This window comes from Roseateles sp. P5_E4 (assembly GCF_054049255.1).
In genome coordinates, this window is the sequence record NZ_JBFUMS010000006.1 from 52,839 (window position 1) to 69,689 (window position 16,851).

Sequence of the window (16,851 nt, forward strand, 5' to 3'; positions counted from 1 at the left end):
CAGCTTTGTTACGGTGACCCAGGCGCTACGGGAGCAGTCATTTTCAACACATTCCACCCCCGTCAGAAAAACTTTGCCCGGCCGGGGCGTGTATCCACCAGTAATCCCCGTCAGGCATGCCAGCTGCCCTCAGCTGGCCGCCCACCGTAACGTTATGCCCGCCCATGAGCAACCCCTTGTTACAAGACGCTGATTGCCATGATCCCGCCGGTCTCTCGTTGACGCGGTTGCTGGACGCGCTGGCACTGGGTGCCGTGCTCGTGCTGGCCTGGCGAGCCTGCCATGGCCACCACCACCGCCGTCGCAGGGCCCATTCGGCGCGAGCACCGGTCGCCGTGCAAACCTGGGAAGGCGAAGGCGGTCGCCCGACGCCCACCGACGCCTGAGGTCGTGCCGCCAGCATTGCTGCAACTTCTACCGGTTGCTCCGCCCCCTGCAGCCGCTTGACCTCACCGGCTTCCGCAAGCTGGGCCTGGGCGGGCACACCGCCTGCCCTGCAAGCTCAACATTGGTGCATTGGCGGGCCTCATGAAGCAATCTCGCGGCTGGCACCTCGGCGGCTGGGCTTGGGCCCTCGCGGTGGTGTTCTCCCTGGCGGGCACGGTGGCCTGCGGCACCTTGCTGGAACAGGAACGTCAGGTGCAGCCAGCGTCGGCGCGCCTGACCGCAGACCGCGTCACCCTGCAGGGCCGTGACGGCCCCGTCTCCGATGCCGTCGAGGCCAGGGACCTGGCCCGGGTGCGCGACGAGGGCAATGGCGCGCTGCTGGAACGCCATCTCGGCGCGCTGGCAGCCAGGGGCGACACCCAGCTGCTGCGCGGCAACACGGCCAGGCTGCTGGTCGACGGCCCCGCCACTTTTGCAGCGATGAAGGCGGCCATCGCCGCCGCCCGCCACCGCCTGCTGGTGGAGTTCTACATCATCGAGGACGAGGGCGTGGCCGCCGAGATCGGCGAGCTGCTGCTGCGCAAGGCCGCCGAGGGCGTCAGCGTGGCACTGATGTACGACAGCCTGGGTTCGATGGGCACGGACGGCGCCTTCTTCGACCGCCTGCGCAAGGGCGGCGTCGCCGTGTGCGCCTTCAACCCGATCAATCCGCTGGAGCGACCGGGCCACTGGGGCGTGCTGCAGCGCAACCACCGCAAGATGCTGGCCGCCGACAGCGACGTGGCCTTCACCGGCGGCATCAACCTCAGCAACGTCTACGCCGAAGGCTCCTTCAGCAGCGCCCGGCGCAGGGGCCCCGCCCGGCCGCCCGAAGGGGCTCCGCTCCCGCCTGGCGGGACAGCGCGCAGCGCGACGGGTGCGCCAATACAGCCGCCGGCCGACGCCGACAAGCAGGGCTGGCGCGACACCCAGGTGGAGCTGCGCGGCCCCGTGGTGTCGGCCCTGGCCGTGCTGTTCCGCGAATCCTGGGCCCTGCAGGGTTGCCCCGGCGAACTGGCGCCCGCCCCGCCGCCCCGCGTGGCCACACCCGGGCAGCGCGTCGTCAAGCTGGTGGCGGGCGATCCGGCGAACGGCATCAACCCGAGCTACACGGCGCTGCTGCACGCCATCGATGCCTCGCAGCGCAGCGTGCAGCTGACCATGGCCTATTTCGCACCCGGGCCCGAGCTCATCCGGGCCCTGTGCGACGCGGCCCGCCGCGGCGTCGCTGTCTCCCTCGTGTTGCCGGGCCGCAGCGACGTCGCCATGGTGCTGCACGCCGCGCGTTCGCGCTATGCCCAGCTACTGGAAGCCGGCGTGCAGATCCACGAAATGACGGAGTCCGTCATGCACGCCAAGACGGCCGTCGTGGACGGCGTCTATTCCAGCGTCGGCTCCAGCAACCTCGACTGGCGCAGCATCGTCGGCAACAACGAGGTCGACGTCATCGTCCTCGGCGACGACTTCGGCCAGCAGATGCAGGCGCTGTTCGCCCGCGACCTGCAGGTATCTCAGCACATCGACGCGACGCAATGGGCCAAGCGCGGCCTGGGCCAGCGCCTGCTGCAGGGCTTTGCCCGCCTGGTGGAGCCATTGCTTTGAGCTGGCATCCCGTTTGCCACAGACCGGCGGGTTTATTCAGCAACTCGGAGTTCTGCGATGACGATTGACCTCATGGGCACTTCCTCCATGACCGAAGCCACCGCCATGGGCGCGGCCGGGCGCTTCCTGAACGACATGCGCCTGGAGCGCGCACGCCGGCCGGGCGGTAGCAGCACGGGCCGGCTGATGCGGCGCAGCCGCACACGCACCGCCGGCATACGCTTTGAATGGGTGACACGCACGATCGGACCGGTGCTGCGCGTCGTGGCCACCTGGACCGACCAGCATGGTCAGCCTCACCACACCTCGTTCTCGGTGCAATGCAATGGTCTGGAAGGGGCGTTGGATCGTGCCATCGCGGCACGCACGTCCTGCGGTGCGCCGCCGCCGGATCGTGATGATCTGCTGCAGCGCCTGCAGCAGGAATTCGCCACTGCGCCGCTTGCCGCGGAGCAGCTGGCTGGCATGGCGCCAGGGCGGACCTTGCTGACCGCTCAGCTCAACTTGGCCAGCATGGAGGCCTCGGTGGCCTCGTCCCAAGCCAACGGATAAAGGCAACGGGCCTGGGTCAGCAGCTCGGGCCGGCCGCCCCACAGGGCGATCTGCTCGCGCACGGTCGCCAGATCGATGCTCATCAGCACAGCCGGCGCGTTCACGCGCGGGTTGTGCCGGGCCGCCGTGTAGGGCAGCAGGCCCAGCCAGCGACGGTAGAAGGCGACGTGGCGCGGGTTGACCTCGATGATGAGGCGATCGCAACGCGCGCGACGATGGGCGTGCAGATAGCCGAGGTGAAACACCTGGGCCAGCACCCGCTTGGGCTCGAAGGCATGTTTGTCCACAGCCAGCCGGCCGAATTCGCAGAGCTTGACGCCGGCGGAACGCCATTCGGCCAGCTCGGATTCGAAGAGCAGGTCGGCGTGCAGGCCGCCGGCACCGTCAAAACGCACCGACAGCGTGCCGATGATGTTGTCGCCGTTGCGCGCCGTGCAGATGATGTCGCCATCTTCCTTGCGGCTGGTGTAGGTCTCCCGCTTCACCGCCAGGCCGCGATCGCCATAGCGTCGCTCGACGAGCTCGTAGGCGTCACCCTCCAACGCTCCGAAATCGCTGTTGAGCTCCAGCGGCGGTCCGCCGAAGGGATTCAGCGGCGTGCGGCGGCTTTCTTCGAACATGGGCGTCATCGACTACATCCTTGGTGCCCAACGCACCGAGCGGCGGAGTCTAGGGATTGAAATGACGCATTTCATTGAAGCTCACAGACCGATACATCTAAATCGGGGGGATCAGGGATTTCCCTGTCGCCGAGAAGTGCGACAACGACCGCGCCCTGGTATTCGGGGACCACGGCAAGAAAGAAGGCCACGCGCGGCGTGGCCTCGGGAGCGAAGGCGCTGCGGGATCAGACCACGTACTTGCCCACCAGGCGGTTCATGTTGGTCAACGACAGGCGGTGCATCTCGATCATCGCGATGAGGCCGTTGCGATGCAGCTGTAGCACCTTGTCGTCGGCCAGCTCGGCGTACTTCTTCTCGTCCAGGGCCATGAAACCCTCGACGTCGAGCTTTTCTTCGTTGGGCAAGGTCGCCTCGAAGCGCATGTCCTGCAGCAGGTCCATCTCGACGAGCAGGTTGCAGATCAGGCGGGTGCGCTCGGCTTCCTGCTCGAAGTTTTCCAGGAAGGCCTTGGCGTTCAGCAGGAACTCGGTCGGCTGGCCGTCCTTGAACAGGGCCTCGCCGGTCGTCTCGTTGAAGGCCGGCCACTTCATGTCGTAGCAGACGGCCATGCTGTTCGAGCTTTCGTCCATGCGGGCCATCACGAAGGGATAACGGCGCACATAGGCGGGCACGTAGCCACCGGTCCACTTGTCGCCCTCGACGAAGAGGTTGGAGCCCGCGCGCAGGCCCAGCACGGCCAGAGGCGCGACGGGCTGCTTGCCATCCGGGCCGGGGCTGCCGGCGCGCACGAAGACGATCGGGTATTCCTTGCAGGCGTCGGCAAACTCGACGGCGGCGAGGAAGACCGAGTTCTGATCGGCCACGCGGCTCACGACGGACTGGTCGGTGTCCAGCTTCAGGTTCTTGTGGACGTCACGATCCAGCGGCTGCATTTCGCCGTACATCGGGGGGTTGCTCATGTTTCTCTCTCTCCAGTTTCCTCGGCCAGACGACTGACCAGCACTTTGTCTACACGCTTGCCATCGAGGTCCACGACCTCGAATCTCCACGCGTCCCACTCCACGACATCGGTCGTGCGCGGCAAGCGCCCCAGCAACAGCATGATCATGCCGGCCAGGGTGTTGTAGCGCCCACGGTCCTCTTCGGGCAGTTCCTTCAGCTCCAGGCGGTCCTTCAGCTCGGGCACCGGGATCAGGCCGTCGATCAGCCAGCTCCCGTCCTCGCGCTGCACCGCCCAGGCGTCGCCATCGCTCGGGGCATTGAACTCCCCGGCAATGGCTTCCAGCACGTCACGCACGGCGATCACGCCCTGCACCTCGCCGTACTCATCGACGACGAAGACCAGGGGCGCGTCCGACACGCGGAAATGTTCCAGCAGCTCCATGCCCGACAACGTCTCGGGCACGAACAGCGGCGGCTCCAGGCCCGCCATCAGGTCCAGCGGCAAGCCCTCCAGCATGCCGGCCAGCAGCGCCGGCGCATTGGCCACGCCCAGCACCTCGCCCAGGCCGCCGCGGCAGACCGGATAGCGGTTGAAGCCATGCTCGCGCAAGACGGCCAGCACCTCGGCCGGCGTCGCATCAACCTCCAGCCAGGCAATCTCGGCCCGCGGAATCATCATGGAGCCGACCTGGCGCTCGTCCAGGCGGAACACGTTGCGCACCATCTGGTGCTCATGCTCCTCGATGACACCGGCGTCGCGGCCTTCTTCCAGGCTGGCGGCGATCTCCTCTTCCGTCACACCGCGCTGGCCCTTGTTGCGCAAGCCCAGCAGGCCCAGCGTCGCCTCGGTCATGAAGCTCAGCGCCTTCACCAGCGGGCGCGCGGCCATGGAGATGAAGTTCATCGTCGGCGCGACGAGGCGGGCCACCGTCTCGGGGTAGATCTGGCCGATGCGCTTGGGCACCAGCTCGCCGAAGACGATGGTCAGCAGCGTGATGATGATGACGACCAGCGCCGTCGCGGCGATGTCGGTGGCATGCGGGTTCAAGCCGAAGCTCTCAGTCAGCCAGCGCGACAGCGGGCCGGAGAAGGCCGCATCGCCGACGATGCCGTTCAGCACGCCGATACCGGTGATGCCGATCTGCACCGTCGACAGGAATTTGGTCGGGTTGTCATGCAGGTCCATCGCGGCCTGCGCACCGCCCTCGCCACTCTCCACCATCACCTGCAACCGCGCCTTGCGGCTGGCGGTCAGCGCCATCTCCGACATCGCGAACAGGCCGTTGATCAGGATCAGAAAGAGAACGAGAGCGGTATCCATCGAAGGCGCCAGACCCCGGGGAAAACCCCAGGTGGCGCAAGGCAAAAACGAAGCCCGGGAGACTATCAGAAGGCCATGACCAAACCCACCGTGCGATCCCTCGCTTTGGGGTCTGCGCGGCAGAGGGCGTAGCTCGCGCCGGGGCGAGTTGCGGGGCCAGGCTAGGCGTCGGCGAGGCCGTGGGGCGAGCCCCACTACGAGCCGGCAACGATGCATGGCCCCGCAAATCGCCCCGGCCCTCCGGGTTGAGACTGGCAGGGGCGCATGTGTTGTTGCTCGTCGTTGCGGGTCAGCACCCGCGGCCTCCTCGCGCCTAACCTGCGTCCCTGCCAGTCTCAACGCGGGCCACGCCCTCTGCCGCGCAGAGCCCCAGGACCGGGACAATCCGCACATGAACTACCTGATCGGCGACCTCCAGGGCTGCTGCGACGCGCTGGAGCGCTTGCTGCAGCAGATCGATTTCTCCCCGTCACGCGACCGCCTCTGGCTGCTGGGTGACCTCGTCAACCGCGGCCCGGCCTCGCTGACGACGCTGCGCCGCCTGGCCGGCCTGGGCGAGACGGCGACCTGCCTGCTGGGCAACCATGACCTGCATCTGCTTGCCGCCCACCACGGCGTGCGCCGCCCGCACCGGGGCGACACGCTGGACGACATCCTCGCCGCGCCCGACCGCGAGGCGCTGATGGATTGGCTGCGCCAGCAGCGCATGGCCGTCTACGAGGCCGGCTGGCTGATGGTGCACGCCGGCGTCGTGCCGCAGTGGAGCCGCGACGACACGCTGGCCCTGGCAGCCGACGTCGAGGCCGTGCTGCGGGGCCCCGCCCTGCCCGACTTCCTGCACGCCATGTACGGCAACGAGCCGGCGCGCTGGGACCCCGACCTCGCCGGCACCGCGCGGCTGCGCTTCACGGTCAACGCGCTGACAAGGCTGCGCTTTTGCAGCGCCGACGGCGAGATGGACTTCAAGACCAAGGACGGCGCCGGCGCGGCACCTGAAGGCTTCATGCCCTGGTTCGACGCGCCGGGCCGCAAGACCGCCGACACGCCCATCGCCTTCGGCCATTGGTCGACGCTGGGGCTGCTGGACCAGCCGCACCTGCTTGGCCTGGACACGGGCTGCGTCTGGGGTGGCAAGCTGACGGCGGCGCGGGTGGACGGCCTGCAGCGCGAGATCATCCAGGTGGACTGCGAACAGGCGCAGCAGCCGGGCGGCTGAGCCAAGGCACCGTAGAATGCGCGTCCCGCTGGAAGCGTGGGAGAGTGGTTTAATCCAACGGTCTTGAAAACCGTCGAAGGTGTGAGCCTTCCGTGAGTTCGAATCTCACCGCTTCCGCCAGGTTTTCGTGAGTTCGGCAAGGCCGCGCAGCGGCCTTGGACGCACTGCCAGGTGCGGCAATCTCACAGCGTCCGCCAGCTCGAGAAGCAAGAGCGCGATGCATGTTCCTTGCATCAATCGGCAGGACTCGCGTCCAATCCGCGATGCCAACTCACCGGATCTCGCCATGTCACGTTACGTCGATCAGGTTCTCGTGCCCGGCGAGCGAGTCGTCCATCTGGGGCGCACCAGCCTCTGGTCGGTTTGGCACTTGCTGTTGTTCGGCCTGCTCTTGCTGCCCGCCTTTGGCCTTGGGCTCATCCTTTGGGCGGCCGCCTACGTTCGCATCAGGTCAACCGAGCTGGCCGTGACCACCAAGCGAGTGATCGTCAAGCACGGATTCATCCGCCGCCACACGATCGAGATCAATATCAACAAGGTGGAGAGCATTCAGGTCAATCAGTCCCTCATGGGCCGAATGCTCAACTTTGGCACCCTCGTCATTGCAGGCACCGGTGCATCCCATGCGCCCATCGACGGCATCGCAGAGCCACTTGTATTCCGCCGCGCCTTCGTCGAGGCCCAGGACTCGGCACAGAGCAGCCAGGCATAGCGTCAAGAGACGCTTCAGTCGAAGGTGCCCGCCACAAAGGATGCCTTGACCGTGATCAGCCAGCTGCCCTCCACCTTGTGCAGGACGAAGTGGTCGTTGAACAGCTTCTGACCGATCCGCACCCTCACGTTCGCTGTTGAAAGGCTGTCCGAGATGTGCTCGACCGAGAGGATTGCTTCGTCCCTCGGCGCACCCGTCGACTGGGGGCTCGGCCTTCCATGGATGAGCGCCGCATAGTCCTGTGAGGACAGCATGTTCAACCGCCCCCCGTCAAGCCACTGCACGAAGCAGTTCGGGTGGAAGACCTTGTTGAAGTCACGGCTCTTCGGCTCATAGGCCAGATTGAAATAGTCCTCGATCAGAGTGGCTACGGCTTGGGTCTGGGTCATCGCAGGCTTTCATCAATGGGCGAACGATTCGTATAGTGAGGAATCCTTCCGCGCCCGGCTACAGCGAACTGGTTATCGCTGCCATTACCAGAACACATCGACCATGGATGACCTTGATGGAGCGCTTGTCATCGGCCTGCTGGCGCTGAATGCGGTCGCCGAATCGAAGAGCTTCGGCCGTGCTGCCTCTCGGCTGGGCAAGACGCAGCCCGCGGTGAGCCGCTCGATCCAGCGCTTGGAGGACCGTCTCAGCGCCAAGCTCGTGCATCGCACAAGCCGACACGTTGAAGTGACGGATGCCGGGCATGCGTTGCTCTCCAAGGTGCTGCCCCTGCTGCAGGGGATAGAGGATGCGACGGCCGCCGCCTCTGACCAGGCCTCGGCCGTCAACGGCACGCTGCGCGTCGCCTGCGATGCCCGGTTTGCCGGCCTCGTGTTGGCGCCGGAGCTGGCGCAGTTTCTAAAGGCCCACCCGTCTCTTCAACTGAGGTTGGAGACCAAGAACGGTCTCTCGGACCTGGTGAGCGACGGATTTGATCTCGCCGTCAGGTTTGGGCCTCCATCCATCTCGACCCTGGTCTGCCGCAGGCTCTACAGCCCGCGCGTTCTGACCGTTGCCGCGCCGTCCTATCTGGCGCGCCGCGGTCGACCCAGGTCGCCGCAGGATCTGGTGGGCGACGATCATGAGTGCATCGTCGCCATCGATCCCGCCACCGGCAGGCCCTTCGAGTGGGAGTTCTGGCGTGGCGATGAGAAAGTGAAGGTGGCCGTTCGCGGCAACCTGACGGTCACGGACGCCGGAATCAAGATTGGGGCCTGTCTCGCGGGCCACGGGATCGCCCAGGTGATCGACCTCGGGGTCGATTCGCATCTGCGAGCGGGCACGCTGGAGCCCGTCTTGCCGGACTGGGCTGACGAGACATTTCCCCTCTATGTCTACTACCCCAGCCGGACCCACGTTCCGGCCAAGGTCAGAGCCTTCATCGACTTTGTTGTGGGCATGATGCCGGTGCTTCAGCCGGCCGGCCAAGTCGACCTTCGGCCATGAATGGGTCGATCGGCGCCATCAGCTCCTATCGCGACACCACGCAGTCCATCTCTTCGAGCCCCGCGCCGATTCGTGCGCTTGTTCGACTGTCCTGGGCCTAGCTCTCCAGGCCAAGCAGGCGCTCGGCGTTGCCATGGGCGATCAGGGCCTTGTCCGCGTCGCTGACGGGCAGGCCCTCGATGAAGCCGCGCGCGCCGTCCAGGCTTTGGTAGGGGTAGTCGATGGAGTACAGGATGCGCTCCGCACCCATCAGCGCATGGATGAACTGGAAGTGCGGCAAGGTGAGCATGCCGCTGGGCGACACGTAGACGTGCTCGCGGTAGGTCCGCGCGATGGGGCGCTTCAGGCCTGACGCCTGCTGGGGAATGGAGTCCTCCAGCCTCTGCAGGAAGAAGGGCACCATCTCGCCCCAGTGGCCGCTGATGACCTGCAAGCGGGGGTAGCGGTCGAACACCCCGGCGAGCAGCATGCGCACGACCTGGATGCCGGCCTCGTTGTGCCAACCCCAGGCGAACATCGACAGGCGTGCGCTGAGTTCGCGCTCGAAGCCACCGTAGTACGGCGCCTGCACGGCCGGCAGTGGCAGGCCGGGGTGAACGTACAGCGGCACGTTCAGCTCGTCGAACGCAGCCAGCACGGGGGCGTAGCGCGGGTCGTCCAGGAAGGTCTCGCCGGGGCGCCCGTTGATGAGCGCACCCTTGAGGCCCAGCTCCTTCACGGCCCGCTCCAGCTCGCGCGCGGCGGCCTCGGGCGCCCGCCAGGGCAGCGTGGCAAACCCGGCGAATCGCGAGGGATGGGCTTGCGCGGCCGCGGCCAGCTTGTCGTTGGCAGCGCGGTTCAGGGCTATGGCCTGGGCGGCCGGCAGCAGCTGCGGGAAGCCGCCGTAGGAGAGGACTTGCATGGCGATGCCTGCCGCGTCCATGTCGACCAGGCGGGCCGCGCCCATGTCCAGCGCCTTGCGCGCCGACTCGCTGGGCGCGACGACATGCGGGCGGCCGGGCGCGGCCACCTGTTGGCCGTCGATGACGCGGCTGCCCCAGTCGGGGAGATACGGCGCCTCGGCACGCACGAGGCTTTGCGACGCCGCACCGATGGCAGCATCCAGCACGTGCTCTTCGACGCAGATCAGCTTCATGTCGCGCCCCGGCCGCCGATCACGCCAGCAGCGCGTCGCGCAGCGCTTCGCCGAGGCTGGCGGCGGACTGCGGGTTCTGGCCCGTGATCAACCGGCCATCAACCACCACCTTGTTGGACCAATTGGGTGAGTCCTGATGCAACGCGCCGCGCTCGTTGAGCGTGGAGGCCAGCAGGAAGGGCACGACGTGGGTGGACTGGACTTCCTCTTCCTCGCCATCGGTGAAGGCCGCCACGCGCTTGCCCGCCACCAGCAGGCTGCCGTCGGCACGGCGTGCATTGACCAGGGCCGCCGGGCCGTGGCACACGGCGGAGACGATGCCGCCAGCCGCGTCGATCTCGCGGATGAGCTTCTGCGCGCCGGCGCTGTCGGGGAAGTCCCACATCGTGCCGTGGCCGCCCGCGAACATGACCGCCGAGTAGCGTGCAGGGTCGGCGTCATCGATACGCAGCGTGTTGGCAATGGCGTGGCGGAAATCGGCATCCGCCCAATAGCGGGCGACCACCGGGTCCTTCATGTCCTCCAGCCCGTCGAGCGGCGCGGCGCCGCCCTGGATGGAGGCGATCTCGACGCGGATGCCGGCTTGCTGCAGCTTCTCCAGCGGGTGGGTGACCTCCGCCAGGTTGAAGCCGGTGGGGATGCCTGTCGCCCCTTTGACCGGGTTGCTGGTGACGACGAAGAGGATGGGCTTGAGTTCAGAGGCTTGTCGGGTCATGGGCGATGGCTGTGATCACAGGTTGCTGAAGAAGGAGACGAGCTTGGCGATCGCCTGATCCACGTACTCAGGCCGGTCGTAGAGCGCGACGTGGGTGGCGCCTTCGATGACGAACAGCTCTTTCGGGCCTTTCGACAGCGCGAACGCCTGCTCGCTGTAGACCTTGGTGTCGGCGATGCTCCCGGCGATCAGCAGCAGCGGCTGGGTCAGCAGATCCGGAATCAGGTGGAAGACCGTGAAGGCCAGCATCTTGTCGAGGCTGGTCATCAGGAAGCGGCCCTTGGAGTTGGGGTGCTGGCCCCGCGGTGTGCGGTAGTAGTCGTAGGCTTCGCGAAGAAAGGTCGGCGTGTTGTCGTCGATGTCTTCCAGCCGTTCGGGAACGAACGGAGCGTAGAGAGGCTCTGCACCCCTGGCTTCGGCCGTGCGTTGCTGCGCCGCCGCTTGCAGTGTTCCTATCAAGGCAGCAACAGGGATGGGGTTGCCAACAATGGTCCTGGCTGCCTCGCCCATCGGCGTGGCGCTGACCACGCCCACCGCCTTGAAGCGGCGCTCCGACTGGGCAACGGCGAGCGCGTATCCGCCGCCGGCGCAAACGCCGAAGACCCCCATGCGCTCCACGTCGACGTAGGGCAGCGTCGAGAGAAAGTCGGCAGCCGCGCGGGCATCTTCCACGCGCGCCGACGGGTCCTCCAGCAGGCGGGGTTCACCGCCGCTCGCGCCCTGGTAGGAGGCGTCGAAGACGATGACGACGAAGCCATGCGCCGCCAGCCTCCTGGCATACAGGCCTATCGTCTGTTCCTTCACGCCGCCGGCGGGGTGAATGCCGACGAGGGCGGGGTATTGCCTGTCTTCCCGGAAGTCGTCCGGCAGGTGAAGGTGCCCTGAGAGCTGGATCGCTCGATTCGCAAACGAGACGGCTTGGAGCATGAGGAATCAGGCGTTGCCGGCGGCGAAAAGCATTTCCCAGTTCAGGAAGGGGCCCAGCGGAATGACGTCCCAGCCGATGAGGCCGGCCTTGGCCAGCGGGAACTCGGCCAGGGCCTTCCTGGCGGCTTCCACGGACTCGGCCTCGGCGAGGATGGCGACGCCCGGGCGGTCCTGGCGGAAATAGATGTCACGGACGATGCCGCTCTTGTAGAGCTGCCAGCCGTGGCGGGCTTCGTCCTGCAGGTGCGGTTGGTACTGTTCCAGCGTGGCGCCGGGCTGGGGGATGTCGAGGCAAAGCAGTTTCATGAGTGGTCTTTTGTAGAAGAACGGATCAGGCCGGTCCCCGTGGCGGGGCGCTCGCGGCATGCTACGGTTTCCATTAATTCGCCAGTGGCGCATTAACGTCTTGGTTATGATTCCGAAAATTCGACAATAGAACGATGCTGGACAGACTCGACGGCGTGGCGGTTTTTGTGGAAACGGTGGATGCCGGTGGCTTTGCGCGCGCCGCAGAGCGGCTGGCGTTGACGCGTTCCGCTGTCGCCAAGGCCATTGCACGGCTCGAAACCCGGCTGGGCGTGCGGCTCTTTCACCGCACGACGCGGGCGCTGAGCCTGACCGAAGACGGCCAGATCTATTACGAGCGCTGCGTTCGCGCCATGGATGAGCTCCGCGAAGCGGAGGCGCTGCTTGAATCCGGCCGGCACGAGGTCAGCGGGCGGCTGCGCGTCGCGATGCCCGTGCTGTTCGGTCGGCTTTGCGTGGCACCCATCCTGCTGGAACTCGCGCGCGAACACCCGAAGCTGGAACTCGACCTGTGCTTCAGTGACCGCCCGACGGACATCGTTGCCGAGCGCATCGACCTCGCGATCCGCAACGGCAAGTTGGGGCCGGCGACGGGGCAGCTTCGCAGTCGCCGGCTGAGCAGCCAGAGAAAGGTGTTGTGCGCCTCGCCGCACTACCTCGCGGCTCGCGGCCATCCCGCCGACACCCTGTCGTTCGATGGGCATGACGCCCTGCTGTACTGGCGGGCCGACTATGTGCAGCCCTGGACGCTGCCGGACGCCGAAGGCAAGTTGATCGAGGTCACCTTGAGTTCCCGTTTCCGTTTCGATGACCTTGCCGTCGTCGCCGACGCGGCTGCGGCCGGGCTCGGCATCGCCTGGCTGCCGCATTGGCTCGTTCGGGACAGTCTGCAAGACGGTCGCCTCGTCGCGCTCTTCGAGGAGCGCCCGCATGCGTCGGTTGAATGCCATGCGCTTTGGCCGGTCAGCCAGCACATGCCCTTGCGTCTGCGCCTGGCGATCGACACGCTGGTGTCCAAACTTCCGGGCGCCGTCGAACGCTAGCGCCTCTTGAGCGCTTGAAGACCCAGACCTTGTAGAAGTGGCGGCACATCAGCCGCGACTTTCCTTCTCCAATGGCATCGCGGGTGGCCACCTACGATTTCAGTCCGCTGAGGGCCGCCCGCTGACATGAGTTCCGAGCGCTGAACGCGCAGGCAGAACGCCGACAGAAGGGATGGACGCCGTGTGGAATCGCAAGCCGTCACTCATGAGCACGCGCGCCGCCGCGATTGCCGTCGCATCGACACTTTCCATGCTGGTCCTTTCGAGCGTCGCAAACGCCGTGGAGTCGAAGATGCCCTTCATCAGAATCGCCGAGCTTGAGATTGATCCGGCGCAACTCGAGGCTTTCAAGGCAGCCATCGCGGAGGGCGTCGAAGCCGCTGTGCGGACCGAGCCCAAAGTCCTGGCCCTCTACGCCGTGGCCGAACGGGACCGGCCGAACCACATACGCGTCTTCGAGATCTATGCAGACGAGCAAGCTTACGCACAGCACATCCAGACCGCGCACTTCAGAAAGTTCTTTGAATCGACCTCGCCCATGGTGGTGTCTCGCCGCCTGATCGACACGGTGCCGGTTGTGCTCGGAGCCAAGCCATAGCGCGAGGCGCTTTGGTGGCGCTGCCGAACGGATGGAGCGTTGCACGGCACGTTTCGTCGTGCCCCATCGACGGCCTGTCGGCGCCCTGCCACCGACTGTCGCAGCACGATGGCGGCACCGGCAGGCCATCGCGAGGATGCGGCCTTCTTCACGCGTCCCAAGGCAGACCGATGAACTCTCTACGCCACCGCTTTCTCGTGTGCGCGCTCGCTGGCGTCGCCATGGCCGCCCACGCGGCGGAGCCCTCGCCGGCCGAGGCCGATCTCAGTGCCACGATCGCCGTGCTCGACACCGCGGCCTTTGAGGCCTTCAACCATTGCGAGGCACCCGGCCAGCTCGACAAATACGCGAGCTTCTTCGACCCTGCCGTGGAGTTCTATCACGACCTCGGCGGCGTCACGTGGACGCGCGACGTGATGATCGCGCAGACCCGGGCCCATGTCTGCGGCAAGTTCCAGCGCGAACTGGTGCCGGGCACGCTGAAGGTGTGGCCGATCAAGGGCTTCGGTGCGCTGGCCCGCGGCGAGCATCGCTTCTGCCACTACAAGCCGGGCGGCACGACGCATCCCTGCGAGGGCCGCGCCGAGTTCACCATGCTGTGGCGCCAGCAGGGCAATGCCTGGACGATCACGCGCGCCTTCAGCTACGGGCACGGGTCGAACTGACGCGACGCCCGCGACCGCCTCGCGTCACGCTAAATGTTGGTGCTCGACGGGATGCGGCTCGGCAGGAGGTGTTCATACGGCCGCGTGCGCGCCAGGTTGCGCTGCCGGATGGTGTTCTCGACGCCGGCCAGCGCGCTGCGAAAGCGCTCCAGCGGGCCGCCGGGCCGGGTGATGGCGGGGTCGAGCAGCACTGGCGGATACGGGGGGGCGTTGTCGCGGTATTCACCCAGCATGCGGTAGTACACGCCGCCGAGGATGTGGAACAGCAGGATCTGCTCCTGCGCCGCCAGCCGGCTGGGCAGCATCTGCGACCAGGTGGCCTCGCTCTGCCCCACCGCGCCGGCAGGCGCCCACGCGCCGCCCATGCCGGCGTAGAACGGGGCGTAGGTCATCAACGAGGACTGCGGGAAGTTGACGGCCGCGTGCTGGGCGCTGGCATTGAAGATGATGGCCGTCACCACCAAGGCGAGCTGGCTGCGCGTGGTGATGGGCCGGAAGCCCTTGACCTTGCCACTCACGGCCAGCTCGCTGGCCCAGGCCTTGAGTTCGTAGTCGCTCGTCACGTCGGCGTCGCTGGCGTAGTACACGGCGAGGTATTCGCTCACCCATTGCTGGATGGCATTCCAGACCAGCAGCGCGTCGTCGCGGTAGGGGTAGTCCGGCAGCCGACCGGCGTCATCCACGCCGCGTGCGCGCAGATCGTTCGGCAGCATGTTGTCGTAGAAGTCGAAGGCCAGGCGATCACGGCCGCATTCGCGCTGCAGCGTCTCGATGGACGCGGCCAGGATGGTGTCGCCCGTGGTGAGCGGCCCCATGATGACCAGCGCGGCCGCATCGTTGATGAACAGCGTGCCCTCGAGGTGGGGCGCGAGCAGCCGGTTCAGCGGGTGCACGACCGCGAGCTGGCGCTGCGTGGCCATCGCGAAGGCCTCGGACATCAGGTGCGTTCGGCCCAGGTGCACGAACATCTCGTGATAGTTGAAGTCGGCCACCTGCACCGCGGTCTTGGCCGACTGCCACGCCCAGTAGGCGTTGGCGTTGGCCGGATCGGTGGCCCGCAGCACCAGGGGGCTGAGGGCCGGGTCCTGCCCGCACTGGATGGCGACCGGCACCAGCGAGCGGCCGGCCTGGGGGCGCGCGAACAGCGCGATGGGCGCATAGCCGTAGCCGGCGCCCGTCAGCGGCTTGTTCACCGGGCCGGCCGGCGCCATGCCGCCCAGGCTTTCATAGTCCAGCAGGTAGAGCCGGCCACTGCCGGCGGCGTCGAGCAGGCTGTCGTTGTTGCCCTCACCACCCATCGCCTGGCGGTATTGCGCATCGCTCAGCGGGAACTTGGCCGGCAGCGCAGCCACCTGCCGGATCAGCATGGGGTTGGGCCCGCCCACACGCATGTACGCGAAGGTGTCGTCGTCATGCAGCAGGCTCGCTATCGCCGGCTTGTCCAGCGTCACGAACAGCGCGTCGTACTGCGCCACCGTCTTGGGCTGGGGCGCCGTGGTGACCTGCACGGTGAGTTGGTAGTGGATCTGCCGGAGCTGCGTCGCGATGTCGCCCACGGCCGCCGTGAGGTTGGCCAGCAGCGAGAGCACGGCCGCGGGCAGGCTCAGCACGCCAGCGTTGGCAGCTGAGACGCTGTCGAAGCTCGCCTGCGCGGCCGCGAGCCGGCTCCTCAAGCCATCCAGCGTCTGCAGGCTGCTGGCAGCGAGCCCGCTGGGCGCCATCGAGGCCGCCAGATTGGTGACCGCCTCAACTGCCAGCGCCGACGTCTTGAGCTGATGTTCCAGCGTCGGCAGCTCGCCCGCCGGCACCACGGTCGCCATCGGCACGCCGGCGAGGTTGAGGTGGGATTCTGTCCAGAGGTACAGCGCCTGCTGGCTGACGAGCTGGAGCCGGCGCGCCGCCGCGCTGAGCAGGTCCGCCTTCTGCGGCAGCGTGGGCTTGGGAACGGGCAGCGCCGCCGATGCTGGTGAAGGCGTGCCGCCAATCAGGCTCAGGCCGCCCGCCGAGGCGGACCATTGGAGGATGTCTCTGCGTTTCATTGGATTTATCCGGAAGCCGGTGCGCCCATGAGCCTAGCCAGGAAACGGGCCGCACGAGGGGCCGTACACATCATTTCGTGCAACCGGGCGTCACGCACAGCGTTTCGCAGCGGCCTCCTACATACGCCGCCCAACCACGGAACCAAACTTGCCACATAGCAACTGCCGGTGCGGTGCCCCATGAGATTCGTCTTCGACTCCCTCCTCGGCGGCATCCTGGCAACGGTCGTCGCGGGTGCTGCATGCGCTCAACCGGCCGCGCCACTGCCGGCGTCTGCACCGGCTTCGGCGCCCATGACCGCAGCCTCAAGACAGGTTCCGACCCGCAACGCGGCCATCACGGCGTCCGAGAACGCCAAGGAGCCCGGCAACCAGCGCCCCGAGGAACGGGTGATTCCGCAGATCTCCATCCCGCTCAGGAACAAGAACGTCATGCCCCTCGCTGCCATTCCCGCATCGGCGCCTGTCGGCAGCGTGCCCGGTCGTGTGAACGAGGGCGCAGCGCGGTGCGTGGCCATCAGCAGCGCAAGTGAGAAGGCTGCCTGCGAGCGTGGGTTGGCGGCATCGGGGCCGATGAAATCCGAGCGCTGAC

19 protein-coding genes and 1 tRNA gene are annotated in these 16,851 nt (G+C 66.9%); 11 read left to right on the top strand and 9 right to left on the bottom strand.

Translation table 11 applies throughout. From position 1 onward, the window contains the following. Positions 1-164: 164 nt before the first annotated feature. The 3 genes from ACXJLH_RS13175 (at position 165) to ACXJLH_RS13185 (ending at position 2,580) form a co-directional block, all read left to right on the top strand. A complete protein-coding gene (locus tag ACXJLH_RS13175; RefSeq protein WP_157281688.1) occupies positions 165-386 on the top strand; it encodes a hypothetical protein in 222 nt (73 codons plus the stop codon). Between the two features lie 142 nt (positions 387-528). Continuing rightward, on the top strand, positions 529-2,028 hold the full coding sequence (locus ACXJLH_RS13180; protein WP_457444545.1) for a phospholipase D-like domain-containing protein: 1,500 nt from the start codon (positions 529-531) through the stop codon (positions 2,026-2,028). Positions 2,029-2,085: 57 nt separating this feature from the next. After that, a complete protein-coding gene (locus ACXJLH_RS13185; protein WP_056198770.1) occupies positions 2,086-2,580 on the top strand; it encodes a hypothetical protein in 495 nt (164 codons plus the stop codon). On the opposite strand, the gene ACXJLH_RS13190 is transcribed toward ACXJLH_RS13185, so the two are convergent. From ACXJLH_RS13190 to ACXJLH_RS13200, 3 genes are all read right to left on the bottom strand, one after another. Beyond that, positions 2,523-3,209, bottom strand: coding sequence for an N-acyl amino acid synthase FeeM domain-containing protein (locus ACXJLH_RS13190; protein WP_457354439.1), 687 nt, complete (start codon positions 3,207-3,209; stop codon positions 2,523-2,525). The two genes, ACXJLH_RS13185 and ACXJLH_RS13190, sit on opposite strands and share 58 nt — an antisense overlap. Positions 3,210-3,427: 218 nt before the next feature. After that, entirely contained in the window at positions 3,428-4,162 is a 735-nt protein-coding gene (locus ACXJLH_RS13195) for a SapC family protein (protein ID WP_457354441.1), read from the bottom strand. Continuing rightward, on the bottom strand, positions 4,159-5,466 hold the full coding sequence (locus tag ACXJLH_RS13200) for a hemolysin family protein (RefSeq protein WP_056198781.1): 1,308 nt from the start codon (positions 5,464-5,466) through the stop codon (positions 4,159-4,161). The genes ACXJLH_RS13195 and ACXJLH_RS13200 overlap by 4 nt, the downstream gene beginning before the upstream one ends. Positions 5,467-5,857: 391 nt before the next feature. Between ACXJLH_RS13200 and ACXJLH_RS13205 the strand changes: the two genes are divergently transcribed. The 3 genes from ACXJLH_RS13205 to ACXJLH_RS13215 all read left to right on the top strand — a co-directional run bounded on the left by ACXJLH_RS13205 (position 5,858) and on the right by ACXJLH_RS13215 (position 7,394). Then, positions 5,858-6,682, top strand: coding sequence for a symmetrical bis(5'-nucleosyl)-tetraphosphatase (locus ACXJLH_RS13205; RefSeq protein ID WP_457444547.1), 825 nt, complete (start codon positions 5,858-5,860; stop codon positions 6,680-6,682). A 30-nt stretch (positions 6,683-6,712) separates the two neighbouring features. Next, positions 6,713-6,802 (top strand) — tRNA-Ser (locus ACXJLH_RS13210). 166 nt (positions 6,803-6,968) lie between these two features. Then, positions 6,969-7,394: a PH domain-containing protein gene (locus ACXJLH_RS13215; RefSeq protein ID WP_457444549.1), complete on the top strand. Its 426-nt coding sequence runs from the start codon at positions 6,969-6,971 to the stop codon at positions 7,392-7,394. A 14-nt stretch (positions 7,395-7,408) separates the two neighbouring features. On the opposite strand, the gene ACXJLH_RS13220 is transcribed toward ACXJLH_RS13215, so the two are convergent. After that, positions 7,409-7,783, bottom strand: a complete 375-nt coding sequence (locus ACXJLH_RS13220) for a nuclear transport factor 2 family protein (protein WP_056198791.1) — start codon at positions 7,781-7,783, stop codon at positions 7,409-7,411. Between the two features lie 103 nt (positions 7,784-7,886). Between ACXJLH_RS13220 and ACXJLH_RS13225 the strand changes: the two genes are divergently transcribed. After that, positions 7,887-8,831 (top strand): LysR family transcriptional regulator, encoded by a 945-nt coding sequence (locus ACXJLH_RS13225; protein ID WP_056198794.1) that lies wholly within the window; start codon positions 7,887-7,889, stop codon positions 8,829-8,831. 97 nt (positions 8,832-8,928) lie between these two features. Here the strand turns inward: ACXJLH_RS13225 and ACXJLH_RS13230 are convergent, their stop codons facing one another. From ACXJLH_RS13230 to ACXJLH_RS13245, 4 genes are read right to left on the bottom strand one after another with little or no spacing between them, the layout of a single operon-like run. After that, positions 8,929-9,966: an amidohydrolase family protein gene (locus tag ACXJLH_RS13230; protein ID WP_457444551.1), complete on the bottom strand. Its 1,038-nt coding sequence runs from the start codon at positions 9,964-9,966 to the stop codon at positions 8,929-8,931. A 19-nt stretch (positions 9,967-9,985) separates the two neighbouring features. Further along, entirely contained in the window at positions 9,986-10,681 is a 696-nt protein-coding gene (locus ACXJLH_RS13235; protein WP_457354478.1) for a type 1 glutamine amidotransferase domain-containing protein, read from the bottom strand. 15 nt (positions 10,682-10,696) lie between these two features. Continuing rightward, positions 10,697-11,608 carry an alpha/beta hydrolase gene (locus ACXJLH_RS13240; protein ID WP_457444553.1) on the bottom strand — a complete coding sequence of 304 codons (912 nt, stop codon included), beginning with the start codon at positions 11,606-11,608 and terminating at the stop codon, positions 10,697-10,699. A 6-nt stretch (positions 11,609-11,614) separates the two neighbouring features. Next, positions 11,615-11,914, bottom strand: coding sequence for a superoxide dismutase (locus ACXJLH_RS13245; protein WP_457324435.1), 300 nt, complete (start codon positions 11,912-11,914; stop codon positions 11,615-11,617). 134 nt (positions 11,915-12,048) lie between these two features. On the opposite strand from ACXJLH_RS13245, the gene ACXJLH_RS13250 reads away from it, so the two are divergent. The 3 genes from ACXJLH_RS13250 to ACXJLH_RS13260 all read left to right on the top strand — a co-directional run bounded on the left by ACXJLH_RS13250 (position 12,049) and on the right by ACXJLH_RS13260 (position 14,220). Continuing rightward, complete coding sequence (locus tag ACXJLH_RS13250) at positions 12,049-12,957, top strand: LysR family transcriptional regulator (protein WP_457444555.1); 909 nt, start codon at positions 12,049-12,051, stop codon at positions 12,955-12,957. Positions 12,958-13,162: 205 nt separating this feature from the next. Then, the gene (locus tag ACXJLH_RS13255) at positions 13,163-13,555 is read left to right on the top strand and encodes a putative quinol monooxygenase (RefSeq protein ID WP_457444557.1); all 393 of its coding nucleotides are present in this window, start codon (positions 13,163-13,165) and stop codon (positions 13,553-13,555) included. Between the two features lie 170 nt (positions 13,556-13,725). Further along, positions 13,726-14,220, top strand: coding sequence for a nuclear transport factor 2 family protein (locus ACXJLH_RS13260; protein ID WP_457444559.1), 495 nt, complete (start codon positions 13,726-13,728; stop codon positions 14,218-14,220). Positions 14,221-14,249: 29 nt separating this feature from the next. On the opposite strand, the gene ACXJLH_RS13265 is transcribed toward ACXJLH_RS13260, so the two are convergent. Further along, positions 14,250-16,259 carry a lipoxygenase family protein gene (locus ACXJLH_RS13265; protein ID WP_457444561.1) on the bottom strand — a complete coding sequence of 670 codons (2,010 nt, stop codon included), beginning with the start codon at positions 16,257-16,259 and terminating at the stop codon, positions 14,250-14,252. A 180-nt stretch (positions 16,260-16,439) separates the two neighbouring features. Here ACXJLH_RS13265 and ACXJLH_RS13270 point away from each other — a divergent pair, with 180 nt between their 5' ends. Further along, positions 16,440-16,850 (top strand): hypothetical protein, encoded by a 411-nt coding sequence (locus ACXJLH_RS13270; protein WP_157281694.1) that lies wholly within the window; start codon positions 16,440-16,442, stop codon positions 16,848-16,850. Position 16,851: the final 1 nt, after the last annotated feature.

Excerpts from the sequence above, each read along its gene's own strand:
- ACXJLH_RS13245 (WP_457324435.1), bottom strand. The coding sequence starts at position 11,914 with ATGAAACTGCTTTGCCTCGACATCCCCCAGCCCGGCGCCACGCTGGAA.
- ACXJLH_RS13260 (WP_457444559.1), top strand. The coding sequence starts at position 13,726 with ATGAACTCTCTACGCCACCGCTTTCTCGTGTGCGCGCTCGCTGGCGTC.
- ACXJLH_RS13205 (WP_457444547.1), top strand. The coding sequence starts at position 5,858 with ATGAACTACCTGATCGGCGACCTCCAGGGCTGCTGCGACGCGCTGGAG.
- ACXJLH_RS13230 (WP_457444551.1), bottom strand. The coding sequence starts at position 9,966 with ATGAAGCTGATCTGCGTCGAAGAGCACGTGCTGGATGCTGCCATCGGT.
- ACXJLH_RS13180 (WP_457444545.1), top strand. The coding sequence starts at position 529 with ATGAAGCAATCTCGCGGCTGGCACCTCGGCGGCTGGGCTTGGGCCCTC.
- ACXJLH_RS13250 (WP_457444555.1), top strand. The coding sequence starts at position 12,049 with ATGCTGGACAGACTCGACGGCGTGGCGGTTTTTGTGGAAACGGTGGAT.
- ACXJLH_RS13200 (WP_056198781.1), bottom strand. The coding sequence starts at position 5,466 with ATGGATACCGCTCTCGTTCTCTTTCTGATCCTGATCAACGGCCTGTTC.
- ACXJLH_RS13265 (WP_457444561.1), bottom strand. The coding sequence starts at position 16,259 with ATGAAACGCAGAGACATCCTCCAATGGTCCGCCTCGGCGGGCGGCCTG.
- ACXJLH_RS13195 (WP_457354441.1), bottom strand. The coding sequence starts at position 4,162 with ATGAGCAACCCCCCGATGTACGGCGAAATGCAGCCGCTGGATCGTGAC.
- ACXJLH_RS13225 (WP_056198794.1), top strand. The coding sequence starts at position 7,887 with ATGGATGACCTTGATGGAGCGCTTGTCATCGGCCTGCTGGCGCTGAAT.
- ACXJLH_RS13235 (WP_457354478.1), bottom strand. The coding sequence starts at position 10,681 with ATGACCCGACAAGCCTCTGAACTCAAGCCCATCCTCTTCGTCGTCACC.
- ACXJLH_RS13190 (WP_457354439.1), bottom strand. The coding sequence starts at position 3,209 with ATGACGCCCATGTTCGAAGAAAGCCGCCGCACGCCGCTGAATCCCTTC.
- ACXJLH_RS13215 (WP_457444549.1), top strand. The coding sequence starts at position 6,969 with ATGTCACGTTACGTCGATCAGGTTCTCGTGCCCGGCGAGCGAGTCGTC.
- ACXJLH_RS13255 (WP_457444557.1), top strand. The coding sequence starts at position 13,163 with ATGAGCACGCGCGCCGCCGCGATTGCCGTCGCATCGACACTTTCCATG.
- ACXJLH_RS13220 (WP_056198791.1), bottom strand. The coding sequence starts at position 7,783 with ATGACCCAGACCCAAGCCGTAGCCACTCTGATCGAGGACTATTTCAAT.
- ACXJLH_RS13240 (WP_457444553.1), bottom strand. The coding sequence starts at position 11,608 with ATGCTCCAAGCCGTCTCGTTTGCGAATCGAGCGATCCAGCTCTCAGGG.
- ACXJLH_RS13270 (WP_157281694.1), top strand. The coding sequence starts at position 16,440 with ATGAGATTCGTCTTCGACTCCCTCCTCGGCGGCATCCTGGCAACGGTC.
- ACXJLH_RS13175 (WP_157281688.1), top strand. The coding sequence starts at position 165 with ATGAGCAACCCCTTGTTACAAGACGCTGATTGCCATGATCCCGCCGGT.
- ACXJLH_RS13185 (WP_056198770.1), top strand. The coding sequence starts at position 2,086 with ATGACGATTGACCTCATGGGCACTTCCTCCATGACCGAAGCCACCGCC.